The 18,128-nt window shown below is 61.9% G+C and carries 17 protein-coding genes; 10 read left to right on the top strand and 7 right to left on the bottom strand.

Annotated elements, in window-relative coordinates:
- Positions 1-45 precede the first annotated feature (45 nt).
- Entirely contained in the window at positions 46-1,500 is a 1,455-nt protein-coding gene (locus V6N02_RS00585; protein WP_371223240.1) for a hypothetical protein, read from the top strand.
- On the opposite strand, the gene V6N02_RS00590 is transcribed toward V6N02_RS00585, so the two are convergent.
- Both V6N02_RS00590 and V6N02_RS00595 read right to left on the bottom strand, forming a co-directional pair.
- The gene (locus V6N02_RS00590) at positions 1,497-3,035 is read right to left on the bottom strand and encodes a phospholipase D-like domain-containing protein (RefSeq protein WP_371223242.1); all 1,539 of its coding nucleotides are present in this window, start codon (positions 3,033-3,035) and stop codon (positions 1,497-1,499) included. The genes V6N02_RS00585 and V6N02_RS00590 overlap by 4 nt on opposite strands.
- Positions 3,036-3,044: 9 nt before the next feature.
- The gene (locus V6N02_RS00595) at positions 3,045-4,001 is read right to left on the bottom strand and encodes a GlxA family transcriptional regulator (protein WP_371223244.1); all 957 of its coding nucleotides are present in this window, start codon (positions 3,999-4,001) and stop codon (positions 3,045-3,047) included.
- A 90-nt stretch (positions 4,002-4,091) separates the two neighbouring features.
- On the opposite strand from V6N02_RS00595, the gene V6N02_RS00600 reads away from it, so the two are divergent.
- The 5 genes from V6N02_RS00600 to V6N02_RS00620 are packed head-to-tail and all read left to right on the top strand — an operon-like array spanning position 4,092 to position 10,196.
- A complete protein-coding gene (locus V6N02_RS00600) occupies positions 4,092-5,342 on the top strand; it encodes a sarcosine oxidase subunit beta family protein (protein WP_371224552.1) in 1,251 nt (416 codons plus the stop codon).
- A 13-nt stretch (positions 5,343-5,355) separates the two neighbouring features.
- Positions 5,356-5,643, top strand: a complete 288-nt coding sequence (locus V6N02_RS00605) for a sarcosine oxidase subunit delta (protein WP_371223246.1) — start codon at positions 5,356-5,358, stop codon at positions 5,641-5,643.
- Positions 5,640-8,579 (top strand): sarcosine oxidase subunit alpha family protein, encoded by a 2,940-nt coding sequence (locus V6N02_RS00610; RefSeq protein ID WP_371223248.1) that lies wholly within the window; start codon positions 5,640-5,642, stop codon positions 8,577-8,579. The genes V6N02_RS00605 and V6N02_RS00610 overlap by 4 nt, the downstream gene beginning before the upstream one ends.
- On the top strand, positions 8,572-9,141 hold the full coding sequence (locus tag V6N02_RS00615; RefSeq protein ID WP_371223250.1) for a sarcosine oxidase subunit gamma: 570 nt from the start codon (positions 8,572-8,574) through the stop codon (positions 9,139-9,141). The genes V6N02_RS00610 and V6N02_RS00615 overlap by 8 nt, the downstream gene beginning before the upstream one ends.
- 56 nt (positions 9,142-9,197) lie before the next feature.
- Positions 9,198-10,196 (top strand): helix-turn-helix domain-containing protein, encoded by a 999-nt coding sequence (locus V6N02_RS00620; protein WP_371223252.1) that lies wholly within the window; start codon positions 9,198-9,200, stop codon positions 10,194-10,196.
- A 363-nt stretch (positions 10,197-10,559) separates the two neighbouring features.
- Here V6N02_RS00620 and V6N02_RS00625 read toward each other — a convergent pair whose 3' ends face one another.
- Entirely contained in the window at positions 10,560-11,078 is a 519-nt protein-coding gene (locus V6N02_RS00625) for a glutathione peroxidase (RefSeq protein WP_371223254.1), read from the bottom strand.
- 144 nt (positions 11,079-11,222) lie between these two features.
- Between V6N02_RS00625 and msrB the strand changes: the two genes are divergently transcribed.
- The 4 genes from msrB to V6N02_RS00645 all read left to right on the top strand — a co-directional run bounded on the left by msrB (position 11,223) and on the right by V6N02_RS00645 (position 13,059).
- Positions 11,223-11,672, top strand: coding sequence for a peptide-methionine (R)-S-oxide reductase MsrB (msrB, locus tag V6N02_RS00630; protein WP_371223256.1), 450 nt, complete (start codon positions 11,223-11,225; stop codon positions 11,670-11,672).
- Positions 11,669-12,175 carry a peptide-methionine (S)-S-oxide reductase MsrA gene (msrA, locus tag V6N02_RS00635; protein WP_371223258.1) on the top strand — a complete coding sequence of 169 codons (507 nt, stop codon included), beginning with the start codon at positions 11,669-11,671 and terminating at the stop codon, positions 12,173-12,175. The genes msrB and msrA overlap by 4 nt, the downstream gene beginning before the upstream one ends.
- A 286-nt stretch (positions 12,176-12,461) precedes the next feature.
- Positions 12,462-12,608: a hypothetical protein gene (locus V6N02_RS00640; RefSeq protein ID WP_371223260.1), complete on the top strand. Its 147-nt coding sequence runs from the start codon at positions 12,462-12,464 to the stop codon at positions 12,606-12,608.
- Positions 12,609-12,759: 151 nt separating this feature from the next.
- The gene (locus V6N02_RS00645) at positions 12,760-13,059 is read left to right on the top strand and encodes a hypothetical protein (RefSeq protein WP_371223262.1); all 300 of its coding nucleotides are present in this window, start codon (positions 12,760-12,762) and stop codon (positions 13,057-13,059) included.
- Here V6N02_RS00645 and V6N02_RS00650 read toward each other — a convergent pair.
- The 4 genes from V6N02_RS00650 to V6N02_RS00665 form a co-directional block, all read right to left on the bottom strand.
- Positions 13,032-14,261: a mandelate racemase/muconate lactonizing enzyme family protein gene (locus V6N02_RS00650; RefSeq protein WP_371223264.1), complete on the bottom strand. Its 1,230-nt coding sequence runs from the start codon at positions 14,259-14,261 to the stop codon at positions 13,032-13,034. The genes V6N02_RS00645 and V6N02_RS00650 overlap by 28 nt on opposite strands.
- Positions 14,262-14,276: 15 nt before the next feature.
- The gene (locus tag V6N02_RS00655; protein ID WP_371223266.1) at positions 14,277-15,713 is read right to left on the bottom strand and encodes an amidase; all 1,437 of its coding nucleotides are present in this window, start codon (positions 15,711-15,713) and stop codon (positions 14,277-14,279) included.
- 9 nt (positions 15,714-15,722) lie between these two features.
- A complete protein-coding gene (locus V6N02_RS00660; RefSeq protein WP_371223268.1) occupies positions 15,723-16,808 on the bottom strand; it encodes a zinc-binding dehydrogenase in 1,086 nt (361 codons plus the stop codon).
- Between the two features lie 72 nt (positions 16,809-16,880).
- Positions 16,881-18,101, bottom strand: a complete 1,221-nt coding sequence (locus V6N02_RS00665; RefSeq protein ID WP_371223270.1) for a TCR/Tet family MFS transporter — start codon at positions 18,099-18,101, stop codon at positions 16,881-16,883.
- Positions 18,102-18,128 lie beyond the last annotated feature (27 nt).

The raw sequence follows: 18,128 nt of genomic DNA on the forward strand, positions 1-18,128 counted from the left end.
GCAGCCTAGGCTGTGGCGAGGGGCACTGGCAAGGCGGGGACGCGAATGCGACGTTATGTGACGGGTTTGGTGATGGCGATCGGCTTGGGCGCGGCCCCGGCGCAGGCGCAATTGGGGTGGTTGTTTGACAAGGGTCACCCCTGTGAGCCGCTGGATCGCGCCTGTTTGACCCAAACGGCGCTTGAGGATCTGAGGCCGTTGGCCGAAGACGCATCGGTCAACAGTTTCGGCAAGGTGTTTGGCGCGCTCTGGCCGCATCTGGATGAGGTTGAGCGCCAGCCGATACTGGACGCCTATCTGGCAAAACCGGATGGGGACCGGGTGATCTATTACATGAATGTCGCCCTGAGCCAGTCGATTTCCAGTGATGCCGAGGTGCAATGGCTGGCCGATCTGCTGGATGATCCCAGTGTCGCGGGGAACCTGCCGATAGACTATTACGCGCCCGCATTGGTGGCGGCCTTGCTGAAAACCGATCCCGAAGGCGTTGCCGATCTGGCGATTGAAAAGGGCGCGGCCTTTGCCGCGATCGCGATTGATGGGCTTTACCGCACCATTGCGTGGATGGCGCGCAACGATCTGGCCCGGCTTGAGGCCTATCTGGATGCGCATAATCCACCCGCTGCCTCTTACTTCAATCCCAGCACCCATCTGTTCCGCATCGCGGGTGAAATATGTAACGACAGCCAGGACGGCATGGCCCTGGCCAAGGTCACGCTGGCCGACATGCTGCGCACCCGCATCACCTCGTCCGAACGGTTCGCCTTTCCGATGCGGGCCGTGGTGGCTTGCGAAGGCAGCGAGGCCGCATTGGCGGCGGTTGAGGATATGTTCACTTGGGTTGCCAAGGACCTTGAGCGGCAAAAAGCGCGTGGGCAGGACGGGGCCTTTGTTGTTCAGCGGATCGTGAAAGCAGTGAATGACGATGGGCTGGCCCCGGTGATCCGCGCGCTTCACCGCGAGGGTCAGGAGGCAGAGGCCGCCACGCTGGCCGAGCGGATTTTGCCAAGGGCGCAGGTGGTGATTTCGGTGGATGCGGATCAGGAGATCGCGATCAGCAAGGACGAGGTGCAAGCCCGGCTGAGTGATATTCTGGCCCCCAGTGTCGAGGCCGCGTCCAATCTTGATCCGGTCACGGTGCTGCACTGGTTCACGGCTGAGTTTAACCCGGATGACCATCTCAATGCACCCGATTACGCCGGGTTTGCGATTGATCCGATCCTTACGCTCTGGCCCGAGGCCCTGGCGCAAGAGGCCGCGGACAAGGCCATCCCCTTGCTGGAAAGCTCAAAGTACAAGGCCTATGACCTGCTGCGCCTGCGGATCGGCATGGCCCGGGAAAACCTGTCAGACTGCGCCCTGTCCGAGGCGGCAATGGGCGCGTATCTGGATGGCATCGCCGCGTTGGAAGGCGCGGGGGCGCGGGCTCTCGCGCTGTCGGGGTATCTGCATTATCTTGACGCCCGCGCGGCGGCCGATGCGCCGGTCTGCGCAGATTAAAGCATCCACTCCACTGGCAGCAGGCCAATGATTACAATGGCGATCTGTTGGAACCACGTCGCACCCGGTTCTTCCTGATAAATCACCGGGTCGCCCTCGGGCAGCGATTCCTGCCAGATCATTTTCTCTTCGGGGGTCAAGGCGGGTCGATAGCTGACCAGATCCACGGGGCCGTCGAATCCGGCGTGCAGTTGAGAGGCCAATGTGGGGCTGTTGATCAGGAACCCCATCTCGCAATTCAGCATGGCCGAGCGCGGATCGAAATTGAACGAGCCTATGAAGACACGTTTGCCATCCACCGCCAGCGTTTTGGCATGCAGGCTGGCCCCCGACAGACCGATGGGGGTTTGAGGCTGGGGCGCGGTGCCGCGCAACTTCAACTCGAACAGCTCAACCCCCGCTGCCAGCAAGTCGCGGCGGTACTTGATATAGCCTGCATGGACCAGCAGCACATCGGTGGTGTTCAGCGCATTGGTCAGGACCCGCACGTCGCGCCCGTTTTGCGCAAGCGCGGACAACGCGTCGGTGCCGGCCCGACCGGGGACGAAATAGGCCGAGACCAGGTCAAGCCGGCCTTCGACCCCACCGAGAGTGTCGGTAAGACGTGAGATCATCAATTGATCACGGCTGGCGATACCTTGCCCTTTCACCGGGTCATCGGCGACCAGTTGCACATTGGTCCATTCGATTGCCGCTGCCTGCTCGGCATAGCGCGCGGCGCTGCTTTGTGCCTTGTCGATAAACGCCCTAGCGGCGTCGCCTGCCTTGATGTTTTCCACGCGGGCCATAAAGCCCGCCAGATCACCCGCGCCCGAAATGATGCGTTCCACCTCAAAAACCGAGGCGCTGTTCCAATAGGCATCGAACACTTTCGCCGTTTCGGGAATGATCGCGCCAGTGGCAAGCGCATCCATATCGACATAGAACTGATCCTCGCCGACCTGAAAATACTCGTCCCCCACATTGCGCCCGCCGATGATGGCGGCGGCGCCATCCACCACGAAAGACTTGTTGTGCATCCGGCGGTTCATGCGGAAGAAATCAAATGTATAGCCCGCCATTTTCGGCGTTCTGATGGTGGACGGATTGAACAGGCGGATTTCAAAATTCGGCTGTGCATTGAGGGCGGCCATATGGGGGTCAAGCCCGGGCACACCGTTGTCATCAAGCAGCATCCGCACCCGGACGCCCCGTTGGGCGGCGCGATAGAGCGCATCCATCAGCAACATCCCCGACGTGTCGTCATGCCAGATGTAATATTGCAGATCGATCGAGGCCTCGGCGACGTCCGCCAGCATCAGGCGGCTGGCCAGAGCGTCATTGCCATCCTGCAGAGGGATCACACCGGACAGGCCCGGGCGCTGCTCGGCGGTATCGGCCATCAACTGCCCCAGCGCCGTGTCGGGATTGGACGGGATCGACAAGCTGTCGGCGCGGTCCGAGATATCGGGCAGGGAAAACACGAACCGGGCGATCAGGATCGCAATGGCTAGCACCAGGGTGAGTTTCAAAAGGAAGCGCAGAAAATGCTTCATGGTGTCATCCTAACGGTAGGCCGAGGGTGGTTGGCCAAAGCTGTCGGCATAGGCGCGGCTGAAATGCGAGGACGAGGCAAAGCCCGAGGCCAGCGCGATTTCGGTCAGCGAAAGGGGCGAGTTGCGCAGCAGGCTTTGCGCCTTGTCCAGCCGCAATTCGCGGTAATAGCGCATGGTGGAACGGCCCAGCTTCTCGGTGAAAAGCCGGTTCAGCTGGCGCGGCGAGACACCGGCAATCTGGGCCAGATCATCAAGGGCAAGAGGGTCGGCCACATGCGCCTCCATTGCGCGCACCGCATCGAGGATCGCGGCATTGGTTGAGCCGACACGCTGCACAAGGCTGCTGCGTTGCGGACCGACCGAGGGGCGGATTTCGGTGTGCATGAACCAATCGCTGACCAGCCGCGCAAAGGGCGCGCCGTGATGGCGGGTGATCAGATCATGCATCAGATCCATCGGCGCGGTGCCCCCCGCACAGGTGACACGGTCGCGGTCAATCACGTAAAGCGAGCGGTCCAGCAACAGATGCGGCGAGATTTCGGCCAAAGCCCCCGCATGTTCCCAATGCACGGTCATGCGCCGTCCGCCCATCAACCCGGCCAGCGCCAGAATAATCGGTCCGCCTGAAACCCCGCCAATCTGCACGCCGGCGCGCGCCATCCGCACCAGCCACGCAAAGGCGGCTGTGTCGGAAAACCCGGTGGGATCGCCACCGGCGACAACAAACAATGTGTCGAGCTTGAGATTGGCCCCGACCCGCGCATCGGGCATCACCGACGCCGCGCCGGAACTGGCAATTGCCTGATCGTTGACGCCCACATGGGCAATGTCATAAAGCGTACGCCGTGCCAGAAGGTTGGCCGCACGCATCGGCTCGACCAGCGAGGCATAAGACATCATCGCAAACCCGTCGATCAGCAGAACGCCAATCCGGCGTGTTTTCGCCTCTGTACCAATTTCGTCCATTTCATATACGTATCCGGCTATTTTGGAAAAGTCGATTCGGAAATGACGCGCGATGGTTCGGGAACACCGCTTTTTGGGGACGTTTGTGTCATGCGCTATTCCGGCTTCAAAGTATTCTTGCAAGGCCTGACCGGCAACAAGGGTTGGGGGCCTGCCTGGCGCGAACCTGATCCGAAACCGGAATATGATATCGTGATCATTGGCGGCGGCGGGCACGGGCTGGCCGCGGCCTATTACCTTGCCAAAGAATTCGGCATGACCAATATCGCGGTCGTCGAAAAAGGCTGGCTGGGCTCGGGCAATATCGGGCGGAACACCACGATCATCCGGTCAAACTACCTGCTGCCCGGCAATCAGCCTTTCTATGAAATGTCGATGAAGCTGTGGGAAAATCTTGAGCAGGACACGAATTACAATTCGATGGTCTCGCAGCGCTCGATCCTGAACCTGATCCACTCGGATGCGCAGCGCGATGCCTTTGTGCGACGCGGCAATGCGATGTTCCTGTCGGGCGCCGATGCCGAGCTGGTGGACGAGGCGCAGCTGCGCGCCGAATTGCCGTTCCTTGATTTCGACAATGCGCGCTTTCCGATCAAGGGCGGGCTGTTTCAGCGCCGCGGTGGCACGGCGCGGCACGACGCGGTGGCCTGGGGCTATGCGCGTGGCGCGGACAGCCGCGGCGTCGATATTATCCAGAACTGTGAAGTCACGGGATTCGACATCCAAAACGGCACATGCCGGGGTGTCGAAACAACACGCGGGCCGATCCGGGCGAGGAAGGTTGCGATGTGTGTGGCAGGTTCGTCAGGCCGAGTGGCGGCCTTGGCGGGAATGCGTCTGCCGATTGAATCTCATGTGCTTCAGGCCTTTGTCTCTGAAGGATTGAAACCCGTTCTCCCTGGGGTGATCACCTTTGGCGCGGGCCATTTTTATGTCAGCCAGTCTGATAAGGGCGGCCTTGTGTTTGGCGGCGACATCGACGGCTATAACACCTACGCCCAGCGCGGCAATCTGCCGGTGGTCGAGGACGTGGCCGAGGGCGGCATGGCGATCATGCCGATGATTGGCCGTGCGCGTCTGCTGCGGTCCTGGGGCGGGGTGATGGACATGTCGATGGACGGCACGCCCTTCATCGACAAGACCCATATCGAGGGGCTCTATTTCAACGGCGGCTGGTGTTACGGCGGCTTCAAGGCGACACCGGCCAGCGGGTACTGCTATGCCCATTTGCTGGCCAAGGACGCCCCTCACCCGGTGGCCAGCCAGATGCGCCTGGACCGGTTCATGACCGGCAACCTGATCGACGAAAAAGGTCAGGGCAACCAGCCCAACCTGCATTGAGGAGGAAGAAGCGATGATCATCAATCACCCCTTGCTTGGTCCCCGCGATGCGGCGGAGTTCATCTATCTGGGCGATGCCAGCATGATCGACCGGCCTGATTGGCAGGCTGAGGACGCCATGCAGCAGTTCCACGACTATGGGTATCTGCGGGACAACCCGGCCGGTGAACACAAAGAGCTTTGGTATCATGAGCAGGGGGATCGGTCGTGGCTGGTGGTCACGCGCAACACCCTGACCCATGAGATCACAGATGTAGAAATCGCCCGGGATGTGGCGCGGGCACGGGGGCGTGACACATGAGCCGGATTGAAGGCGGTCTGATTGATCGCAGCACGACGTTCAACTTTACCTTCAATGGCAAGGCGATGCAGGGCCATCCCGGCGACACGCTGGCCTCGGCGTTGATTGCAAACGGGCAGAAGCTGGTCGGGCGCTCGTTCAAATATCACCGCCCGCGCGGGATTTTCTCGTCAGGCTCGGAAGAACCGAACGCGCTGGTGCAACTGCGCAGCGGCGCGCATCAGGAACCCAACACGCGGGCGACCGTGACCGAGCTGTTTGACGGGCTAAGCGCGACCAGTCAGAACCATCGCGGGTCGCTGGAATACGATCTGATGGCGATCACTGATTTCGCGTCACCCTTTCTGAGCGCCGGGTTCTATTACAAGACCTTCATGTGGCCGAAAGCCTTCTGGGAAAAGCTTTATGAGCCGATGATCCGCGCCTCGGCGGGGCTTGGACGGCTGTCGATGAAGGAAGACCCCGACAGCTACGACAAGGGCTTCCTGCACTGCGATCTGTTGGTCATCGGGGCCGGACCTGCAGGGCTGCAGGCGGCGCTGACGGCAGGACGTTCCGGCGCACGCGTGATCCTGGCGGACGAAGATTTCGCGCCCGGCGGGCGGCTCAATGCCGAAACCTACGAACTGGGCGGCATGGCCGGGTCCGACTGGGCCGTACAGGCCGTGGCCGAGTTGACCGCGATGGACAATGTGCGGCTGATGACACGCACGACGGTGTATGGCGCGTATGATCACGGCACCTATGGTGCGCTGGAACGCTGCACCGATCATCTGGCCTCACCGGCAGGCAAACCGCGTCAAATCCTGTGGCGCATCTATTCCAAGCGCGCGGTTCTGGCGGCAGGCTCGACCGAGCGGCCCATTGCCTTTGGCAACAATGACCGGCCCGGCGTGATGCTGGCCGGGGCCGTGCGGACCTATGTGAACCGCTTTGGTACCACACCGGGGCAGAAGGTGGGCATCTTCACCAATAACGACGATGGATGGCGCACTGCGGCCGATCTGCACGCCAAGGGCGTCGAGATTGCCGCCGTGATCGACAGCCGGGACCAGCGGCCCCTGATCGACATTCCCGGCGCGCGCTATATGCAGGGCGTCGGTGTGCGCGATACGGCGGGCCGCAAGGGCCTGACCCGGATCACCCTGACCGACAACCAGATGGTCGATGTGGATTGTCTGGCCGTGTCGGGCGGGTGGAACCCGAATGTGCATCTGACCTGTCATCAGCGTGGCCGTCCGGAATGGCGCGATGATCTGGCCGCGTTTGTCCCCGGTGGGGCGTTGCCCGTCGGCATGGCCGTGGCCGGGGCTGCGAATGGCAGTATGACGCTGGCAGCCGCACTGGCCGAGGGACATGCGCAGGCCGCTGCGCAGTTGAAGGACCTTGGCATCAAGGTGGCCCGCAAGAATGTGCCCCAGGCCGAGGATGAGGCACGCGACTGCGCCGCCTTCTGGCATGTGAAAGAAAGCGACAAGCGCGCCTGGGTCGATCTGCAAAACGATGTGACAGTCAAGGATGTGAAGCTGGCCAATACCGAGGGGTTCCGCTCGGTCGAACTGCTCAAGCGCTATACCACGATGGGCATGGCGACGGATCAGGGCAAGACCAGCAATATCTCGGGCCTTGCCATTCTGGCCGAGGCCGCGGGCAAAACCATTCCCGAAGTGGGCACCACGATCTTCCGCCCGCCTTACACGCCGATCCCGCTTGGCGCCCTGGGCGGCCGGGCACGGGGCAAGGATTTCCGCCCCTACCGCCTGACGCCCAGCCACGAATGGGCCAAGGCCAATGGCGCGACATTTGTCGAGGTGGGCAACTGGCTGCGGGCGCAATGGTTTGCACGCCCCGGCGAGAAGGGCTGGCGCGACTCCGTGGACCGCGAAGTGGAAATGACCCGCGCATCGGTGGGCATCTGCGACGTGACCACGCTGGGCAAGATCGACGTGCAGGGCAAGGATGCCGCCGCGTTTCTGAACAAGGTGTACGCCAACGGCTTTGCCAAGCTGGCCGTGGGCAAGGTGCGCTATGGCCTGATGTTGCGCGAGGATGGCATCTGCTATGACGACGGCACCACCGCGCGCATGTCCGAGAACCATTTCGTGATGACCACGACCACCGCCAATGCGGTGCTGGTCTTCCGCCGGTTGGAATTTGCACGGCAATGCCTGTGGCCGAATATGGATGTGCACCTGATTTCAACCACCGATGGCTGGGCGCAATTTGCCGTGGCCGGACCGAATGCCCGCAAGCTGCTGAGCAAGGTGGTGGATAAGGGCACAGACTTGTCGAACGAGGCGTTTCCCTTCATGGCCTGCAGCGAGGTCACCGTCTGTGGCGGCACGCCGGGGCGGTTGTTCCGCATCAGCTTCTCGGGCGAATTGGCCTATGAAATCGCGGTACCTGCACGGTTTGGCAGTTCGATGATGTCGGTGCTGATGGAGGCGGGCAAGGAATTCGATGCGGTACCGTATGGAACCGAAGCCCTTGGCGTGATGCGCATCGAAAAGGGCCACGCGGCGGGGAACGAGCTGAACGGGCAGACCACCGCGCATAATCTGGGCATGGGCCGCATGGTTTCCCAGACCAAGGAATGCATCGGCAATGTCCTGTCCCAACGCCCCGAGATGGTCCGTGAGGATGCCATCAAGCTGGTCGGGTTCAAACCGGTCGATCCAAGCGTAAAACTGATCGCCGGGTCACATTTCATCACCAAGGGGGATGAGGCGAATATGGCCAATGATCAGGGTTGGATGACATCGGTCGCCTATTCGCCCGGCCTTGGCCATTCCATCGGTCTGGGGTTCATCAAATCGGGCGATGCCCGCATCGGCGAAATCGTCCGCGCGGTCAGCCCGGTGCATGACACGGAAATGGAGGTCGAAATCTGCTCGGCCCATTTCATTGATCCCGAGGGAGGACGCCAACGTGCCTGATTACGTATTGGAAAGCCGCCCGCCCCTGGCCGGGTACGAGAAGTCGTTCGGGGATATCACCCTGAGCGCGCCCGCCGATCTGGCGCTGGTGTCAATCGCCCTGCCTCTGGGCGGAGAGGCCGCAGCCATGAAGGCAATCAAAGCGGCCTATGGCAGCGATCTGCCCGAGGTGGGCAAATCCTGTGCCACGGCCAAGGGCGATGCCACATTGCTGCGGATGGCCAGCGATCAGGCGTTGGTGATGTTCACCCATACCACGCCCGATGCGGAACGCGTTGTGGCGGGCAAGCTGAAGGGTGCGGCCTATACCACGGATCAGACCGATGTGTGGTGCGCGCTTGAGATCAGCGGCACCGGGGCCGTGCGCGCGCTGGAACGGATTTGCCCGCTGGATCTGCATGACAATGCCTTTGCCGTGAATGATGTGGCCCGCACCATGATGGAGCATCTCGGCGTCATCATTCTGAGAACAGACCCAGAGGGGTGGCTGTTGCTGTCGGCCTCCTCCTCGGCGGGCAGTTTCCTGCACGCGTTGGAAACGTCGATCACCAATGTCAGCTAAACAAAACCAAGCGGATTCAGGGACCCGCGAGATTTAAGGGAGAGGACACCAGAAAGATGTATCTTGAAAACCTTGAACCATCGCGATCCACATTCGCGCCGCCCATCGCCTGCAAGCGCAGCCTGTCGGGAGATTTCGTGTTTCTGAGCCAGGGGGATGAGGTGGGTTTTGCCGCCGAGGCCTGTATCGACGTGCTGCGCTCGGCCAATCGGCTGATTGGCGACGAGGTGTATCGCTGGTCGCATCTGCGCGGCGAGGACAGCCTGGATGCGCTGGACGGGCCCGTCTGTGGGCCGGATCAGACCCTGGTGCTGATTGGTGGCACGGAAAACCCCTGGCAGCCAACCTCGGCCCGACTGCGTGATCTGAGGGCCTGTATCCGCAACGCCGCCCGGGTCTGTGTTGTCGGCGCGGCGGTATTTGTGCCCTTGGGCGCGGGCGTGCTGGGCACCAAGCGGCTGTCGGTGCATCCCAATTTCCGTCCCGGCGTGGTGGAGACCGCCGCGGGGCTGGACCTGCATGAAGGGGCCACCTGTCATCACAAGGCGCTCAGCAGCGCGATCAGCCCGGCTTCGGCCATTCGGATGATTGTCGAACTGGTGGGTGCGCGCGATGGCGAGTTTATCCGCTCCGCCCTGTCAAACTATCTGGGCCTGAGCGAGCCGGACAGTGCCAATATGGCGGGCGAGCATTGGCGCTATACCCGCATGGCGCGGGGGGATGTGGTGATCGGCGAGGCGCTGAGCATCATGCTGGATCATCTGGAAGACACGCTGAGCGTGGGGCAGATTGCCGGGCTTCTGGATGTCTCGCCCCGCAAACTGGAACGCGGGTTTCGCGAATTGCTGCATCAGACCCCGCTGAAAGTGTACCGCGATCTGCGGCTGGACCGCGCGCGCAGCCTGATGGCGCAGACGGCGATGCCGATGAACGAGATTTCAGTGGCCTGCGGGTTCTCGAACGTGACCCTGATGAAGAAGTGGTTCATCACCAAATACGGCGAAGCCCCCGAACAGGTGCGCCGCCATGCCTATGGCGGGATGCGTCCGAACTGAGCGCACGGCGTTGGGTGGCACCCGGCGGGCATGTCCGGGCGCTGTATGGTCGCGTGAAACGTCGCGCCTGTTTGACGTCAGCCGGGACAGTGCCGGACCGTGGGATGGCGCCCGAACGCTCATGTGGTGCACTTTATGCCTGCAAAATCCGCATATCCTATCCAACGCGCACCCAGCCTCGCCAAAGCGCCAGCCCGGCGGGGCGGTCTGGCGCTGGCCCGGCGGCTGCGCCTTGATTCCGGGCTGGAGTGGTGGACTGATCGCAATGGGGTGTTCTGAGGGCATCGCTGCGAACCGAGTGAAGGCTTTTTCCGCACTTTGTTATTGATGCTAAGCGCTTTCGCCGCTGTTAGCCGTCCAGCCCTAGTTCAACAGTTCCTCAATGTGCCCAGTGATCTTGCCGGAGGTCGGCTTGGTGCGTGAACCGTAAGTGGCCACCACCTCGCCCTCGGGGCTGATCAGCACCTTGTTGAAATTCCATGCGGGCGCGAATCCGTTATCGGCCTTGACCGAGCGATAAAACGGATGCGCCGCGGCCCCCAGAACCGGGGTGATCCCGGTCATCGGCAGGTCCAGCCCGAACTGGATCTCGCAAAACTCCTTGACCTCTTCGTTGCTGGACAGTTCCTGCCGGAAATCATCCGATGGCACGGCCAGAACCACCAAGCCCTGATCGCGATAGGTATCATAGAGCTTTTGCAGCCCGGCATATTGATCCGTAAAGCCACAGCGCGAGGCGGTGTTGACCACAAGGATCGGCTGGCCCTGCCAGTCTGACAGCCTCAGCGTGCCGCCGTCGATATTCTCAAACGGCGCATCCAGCGTGATGGCCCAGAGGGGCGTCGCAAGAAGGGTGAAAACGACTGCAAGCAGATGGCGCATGGCTCTTCCTTTCATATGGGGATTATACGGGCCGACCGCAGCGTCGGATCACCCAAGGTTGAGCGCGATGTAACAATGCTTTGAATTTCGCCGATCCACCCCATTTCATGGTATCAAGAGAGTCGTTCCAAAGGAGGCACCCCAGTGACCGCATACACCAAAGACCCCGACGCTATTGCCCGCCTCAGCCCCGAGGAATACCGCGTCACCCAGCAAAACGGCACCGAACGCCCCGGCACAGGTGCGCTTCTGGACAACAAAGAGCCCGGCATCTATGTCGATATCGTCTCGGGCGAGCCGTTATTTGCCAGTGCGGACAAATATGAAAGCGGCTGTGGCTGGCCCAGTTTCACCAAGCCGATCGAGCCGGCCAACATGAATGAATTGCGCGACACCACCCACGGGATGATCCGCACCGAAGTGCGTTCCGCCCATGGCGACAGCCATCTGGGCCATGTCTTTCCGGACGGCCCGCAGGATCGTGGTGGTCTGCGCTATTGCATCAATTCCGCCAGCCTGCGGTTTGTCCATCGCGACGATATGGAATCGCAAGGCTATGGCGACTACCTGAACCAAGTGGAGGATGTGAGATGAGCGAACGTGCTGTTTTAGCCGGAGGATGTTTCTGGGGGATGCAGGATCTGATCCGCAAGCTGCCCGGCGTGATTTCCACCCGTGTGGGCTATACCGGGGGCGATGTGCCCAACGCCACCTATCGCCACCACGGCACCCATGCCGAGGGGATCGAAATCATGTTTGACCCCGCCAAGATCAGCTTTCGTCAGCTGTTGGAGTTCTTCTTTCAGATCCACGACCCCAGCACGCTGAACCGGCAGGGCAATGACACGGGCATGTCCTATCGGTCGGCCATCTATTATGTCGACGAGGATCAGAAGGCCGTGGCCGAAGACACGATTGCCGATGTGAATGCCAGCGGCCTCTGGCCCGGCAAAGTGGTGACCGAGGTTGAGCCCGTCGGTGACTTCTGGGAGGCCGAGCCCGAGCATCAGGATTATCTTGAGCGGTTCCCGCAGGGCTATACCTGCCACTTCATCCGGCCCGACTGGAGACTGCCCCGCCGGGATGCCGCGGAATAGGCGGTACCTTTTCGCGGCGCAGACTATTGTTGCAGACATGCATCCCGGTGTTGCGGGCATCGCCATAGCGACCTGACAAAGCAAGAAAATCAACCCATCGCTGTGGCGCCTTGAAATGTCCTGGCGGAACGTCTCCGCTCCGCCGAAGACGGCTCCGAACAAGAAAAATTGTAAGTCTCGCGCAAGATGGCTGAGACCAAGAGGAATTTCACCATGAGCCATCGCCCTGGAGAAGCAGCCCGGCACCATCGCCAAAATCGCACCGGAACGCTGGTACGGGGATGTCGTGATCGACATTGAGGTCGTGACCGAAGCCGGGGAAGAAGCAGAGTTTCACCTCGATCCTGAAAGCGGGGACATCCTGGCCACGTTAACGGATGATGACCCCAGCGATGACCCGGGTGAAACCGACGATACCGATCCGGACAGCTGATTTGTCCCAAGCCCTATGCCGGTTGAGCGCGGCGTTGATGTCTGCCGCGCCCTGTCGCTTTCGTCAAAACCGGATCCTCAGATGCCTGTGAAATCCCTGATCAGTGCAAGTGTTTTTGTGCTGCTCCATATCGCCCTCGTGACCCCCCTTTGTGCCACTGGCCAATATCCTTGGGGGGCGCTGGCGCATCGTGGACCGGATCATGGGCGGGCCCGACAAATCCTATGCCATGCATCGCTGGCTGGGGTTTTTCGCCCGCAATCGCGCGCGTGCCGAGGCGCCTCCCTTTACCATCGCAGGGGCTGATGACATCTCACGCCGCTTTATCATCCGGGCCGCGGGCGATTGGGCAGACAATTTCGTGCGCACGGTGGCGCCGGGCGATCAGTTCCGGCTTGGCGCCGGTGTCGGGCGGTTCCTCCGTCACTCCTCCGCTGGCGCGCCTCCCTGAAACGCGTTGCCATTGGCGTAATCGCAAGGCCCCTCCTGCATTTCCAGATGCAGCCCGGTGCCCTTGAACGGGTGCGCGCGGGCGAGGTCCTCGTCCACCTCGATACCCAACCCCGGGGCCTCGGGTGCCTTGATGAACCCGTCTTCCACCCGGATCGAGCGGGTGATCAATGCGTCATGGAACGGCGTTTCGATACATTCGCACATCAGGATATTGGGGATCGAGGTGGCCAGATGGATATTGGCCGCCCATTCCACCGGCCCGGCATACAGATGCGGTGCCATCTGCGCGTTATAGACCTCGGCGATGGCGGCGACCTTCTTCATCTCCCAGATGCCCCCGGCGCGCCCAAGGGCCGGTTGCAGGATCGTCGCCGCCCCTTGGCGCAGCACCGGGGCAAACTCGGCCTTGGTGCACAGCCGTTCCCCCGTCGCCACGGGGATAGAAACCGCGCTGGCTACTTTGGCCATTTCACCCACGGCGTCGGGTGGAATGGGTTCTTCAAACCACAGCGGGCTATAGGGTTCCAGCGCCTTGCCCAGCCGGATCGCCCCGGCGGTGGTGAACTGCCCATGGGTGCCGAACAACAGGTCGGCCTTGTCGCCCACCGCCTCGCGGATCGCCTTGCAATAGGCGACCGAGATGCTGATATCGCTCATCGCCGGCATATGCCCACCACGCAGGGTGTAGGGGCCCGCCGGGTCAAACTTGATCGCCGTATAGCCGCGATTGACGCAATCCAGCGCGGATTCAGCCGCCATTTCGGGCGAGGTCCAGAACTCGGAAATATCGTGATGGGGCAGGGGGTAAAGATAGGTATAGGCGCGCACCTTCTCGTTCATCTTGCCGCCTAACAACGCCCAGACTGGCCGCTCGCGCGCTTTGCCAAGGATATCCCAGCAGGCAATCTCAAGCCCCGAAAACGCGCCCATCACGGTCAGATCGGGGCGCTGCGTGAACCCGCTGGAATAGGCACGGCGGAACATCAGCTCGATATTCTCGGGGTTTTCGCCCTCCATATGCCGGGCAAACACATCCTCGATCACACCACGCATCGCCTCGGGGCCGACGGACGACGCATAACACTCGCCCCAGCCAACAATTCCATTGTCCGTGGTCAGTTTGACCAGGATCCAGCTGCGCCCGCCCCAGCCGGGGGCCGGGGGCGCTGTGACGATGATATCAAGGTCTTTGAGGTGCATAGGGTGTTCCCTGTTCTAAATCGTTTGGCCGATATCGGGCAGGCCAGCGGTTGGTAGGAAGTGCTCGGGCACGGCGGCTTCATACATCGTCGCGGCGTGAAACACCGTCAGATCATCAAAGGTGCGCCCGATGATCTGAACCCCGGTGGGCACGCCATGCCGGTCCCGCCCGGATGGCACGGACATAACCGGGCAATTGGACAGCATGTTGAAATGATGGGTCAGGGCCCAGCCGAAATCGGGATCGGTGACCTGACCATCCACGCGGAAACCGTCGTCAAACACATCGTGATCGGCCCGCACCGACCCCACTGCCAGTGTGGGACAGATCAGAATGTCATATGTCTCATGCAGCGCACCGATGGTCTGGTACATGCCGTGCTGTACCTGCCATGACCGGGCCACGGCATCCGGTGCCAGTTCCTCAGCGGCCCCGGCGGCGGCAATGGCATAATCGGTCATCTGATCGCCATAGGTATCCCGCAGCCACAGCACCTGACGGCCATAGTGCATCGCCGAATACCAGCTCAGTGCGGCGTCCACCGTTTGGTCGCTCCAGTTGATCTCAACAGGCTCAACCGTGCAGCCCTGATTGCGGAAAACCTCCAGCGCGGCCAGCGTGTTCGCCCGCACATCCGCATCAATCGGCACATAGCCCAAATCCATCGACCAGCCGATTTTCAAGGGGCGCGGTTTAAAGCTCTCGGGGATCACCACCCGGTCTCGCAGGCTGTCGTGATCGCGCGGATGCGAGCCAGAGATGATGTTCTGGGCCAGCGCCGTGTCGCCCACGCTGCGGCTCAGAACGCCGCAATGATTAAAGCGGTCAAAATTGAAGGGCGGCCCATCCGGGTTGCGCCCATGGGGCGGTTTGAACCCCACCAGTCCACAGGCCGAGGCGGGAATGCGGATCGACCCGCCAATATCGGTGCCGGTGGCCAGCGGGGTCATCCCGGCGGCCAGCGCGGCGGCGGACCCGCCCGAGGACCCTCCGGGCGCGTACTCAGGATTGTGCGGATTGCGGGTGATGCCAAAACGCTTGGAATGACAGGACCCGGACATGCAGAATTCAGGCGTGGTGGTGCGGGCATGAAAAATCGCACCGGCACCGCCCAACCGTTCAAGGATCGGATCGGTCGTGGTATCCGGCGCATGCCCCAGTGCGAAAGACCCCTGCGTTGTATGCTTGCCCGCCCAGCTATGCACGTCCTTCACCGCCACGGGCAGCCCTTCAAGGGCACGCGCGCTGCCATCGCCATAGCGCGCCTCGGCCTGTTTGGCCTGATCGCGCGCGGCGTCAAAGTAGGTTTCTGTATAGGCATTGACCACCGGGTTCACCGCCTCGGTGCGCGCGATCAGCGCGTCCAGATAGTCCACCGGCGACAGCGCCCGGGTTTTGAACCGGTCCAGTACCTGTGCGGCGCTGAGAGTGCAAAGCTCGGGGGCGCTCATCACCTGCGCCTATTTCAGCATGATCACGTTGCGCCGGGCCGAACCGGTCTTGGTGTCGGCAATCGCCTCGTTGATCTGCTCAAGGCTCCAGCGGTTCGAGATCAACTCGTCCAGCTTCAGCCGCCCCTGACCATACATGTCGACCATCCACGGGATGTCGCGCTTGATCACCACATTGCCCATCTTGGAGCCCACCATGGACTGGCTGACGGCGGCGAAATTGGCCGCCTCGTAACGCGATTCCGCGCCCGTGGCTGGCATCCCGACCATGATCACCTTGCCGCCCCCGGCCAGATAGCGCGGCGCCTGATCATAAGCCGCCGCTGCGCCCACGGTGACCAGAACGGCATCCGCCCCGCGCCCCATGGCCGCCTTGGCGGCACGCCAAGGTTTGTCTTCGCTGCCCAACACCCCATCGGTAGCCCCGAACTGGCGCGCCACGTCCAGTTTTTCCTCGCTCATGTCCACGGCCACGATGCGCCGCGCGCCAGCGATCCGTGCCCCTTGAATGGCATTCAGGCCCACGCCTCCGGCACCGATCACCACGACATCCTGTCCGGCGCGCAACCCCGCGGCATTGACCACCGCGCCCACGCCGGTGATCACACCACAGGCCAGCAGGCTGGCCGCATCCATGGCCATATCCTCGGGAATGCGCACTGCTTGCGATTGATCCACCACCACCTTTTCGGCAAAGGCACCACAGGCCATGGCCTGATGCAGCTTGCCGCCATCGGGCATGCTCAGCGGCCCGGCATCGCCGTCATAGGGTGTCTCGCACCCAGTCGGGCGGCCTTCACCACAGCTGGGGCAATGCCCGCAGGCGCGGATCAGGGTGACCACCACGGGATCGCCAACCGAAAGCCCTGTGACCCCCTCACCAAGCGCGCTGACCTTTCCGGCCGCCTCATGGCCATAGACAGCAGGCAACGACCCGCCCCAGCCGCCATCGGCAAACGTGATGTCGGAATGGCAGATCGCGACGGCGTGCAGATCGACTTCGATTTCGCCCATTTGCGGGGCACGCAGTTCGACAGGTTCGACAGACAGAGGGGTGCCAAAAGCATGGCAGACGGCGGCTTTGATCGTGGTCATGACTGGGTCCCTCGTTCGATTTGTGTCCAGCCTGACAGCGATTCTTCAAAGGGTTCAAGCGCGAAAACGGCGTCAGGGGGCGCTTTTGGAGGTCTGCTTGTGGTTCTGGGTCAGAAACAGCGCGATGCCGACAAAGAGCAGCAGAAGCGAGGCCAGAAAGGGCGCGCCAGGCAGGAAGATGGGTGCATCATCCGCCGTGAAATAGGCAAAAACCCGGGTCATCAAAAGGGGCGAGACGATCATCGCCAATGCCGAAACCGACGCGATCACACCCTGCAATTCGCCTTGGGCATCGGCGGCGGTCTCGCGTGACATCAGCGCCTGGATCGCCGGGGCCGCCATTGCCGCCATCGCCGCGATGGGGGTCAGGACCAAAGCTAACCAGCCGCTGGTGACGATGGCCAACAGGATAAAGCTGACAATGCCAAACACGAAACCCAGGAACACCGTGCGCCTCTCGCCCAGCTTCGACAGGGCCAATCGGATCAGGCCACCCTGTACAATCGCCATCGAGATCCCGAAAGCAGCCAATGAAACCCCGATCATCGAGCTGTCCCAGCCGAACTGCGCGGTCGTGTAATAGGACCAGATCACCGGGTAGACGTTGAAACTGACCTGGTAGAGGAAGAACACGATCAGCATCCGTCCCAGCCCGGGCAGGGCGCTGACATTGGCGAAAGCTCCCAGCGGGTTGGCACGGCGCCAGCGGAAGGGGCGTCGGTTTTCATCCGTCACCGTCTCGGGCAGGATCAGCAGGCCGAAAAGAAAATTGGCCCCGGCCAAAGCCGCGGCGGCATAAAACGGCGCGCGCGTGCCCAGATCGCCAAGGATGCCACCGATCAACGGCCCCAGTACGAATCCAAGGCCAAAAGCGGCGCTGACCATGCCAAACCCCTGACCGCGTTTTTCTGGCGGCAATGTGTCGGCCATGAAGGCCGACGCGGTGGAATGGGTGGCGGCGGTGATCCCGCCCACGATCCGACCCACCAAAAGCAGCCAGATGCTGCCTGCCAGCGCCATGACGATGTAATCGGCGGCCATGACGAACAGCGAAATCAGCAGGATTGGCCGACGCCCGAACCGGTCCGACAGGTTGCCGATAATGGGTCCGAACACGAACTGCATCACCGCGTAGGTGGTGGTCAGGATCCCGCCCCAGATCGCCGCGTTGGACAGGCCCGCGCCCTGAACCTCCTGAATGAGGTCCGGCATCACCGGCATGATCAGCCCGATGCCCATGGCGTCGATCATGATCGTCAGCAGGACAAAAGTGGTGGGCAGGTTCAGACGCATGGACGCTCCGGCGGGCACCGCGCCCTT

The sequence above is a fragment of the Roseovarius conchicola genome (assembly GCF_041403425.1).
Taxonomy (GTDB): domain Bacteria; phylum Pseudomonadota; class Alphaproteobacteria; order Rhodobacterales; family Rhodobacteraceae; genus Roseovarius; species Roseovarius conchicola.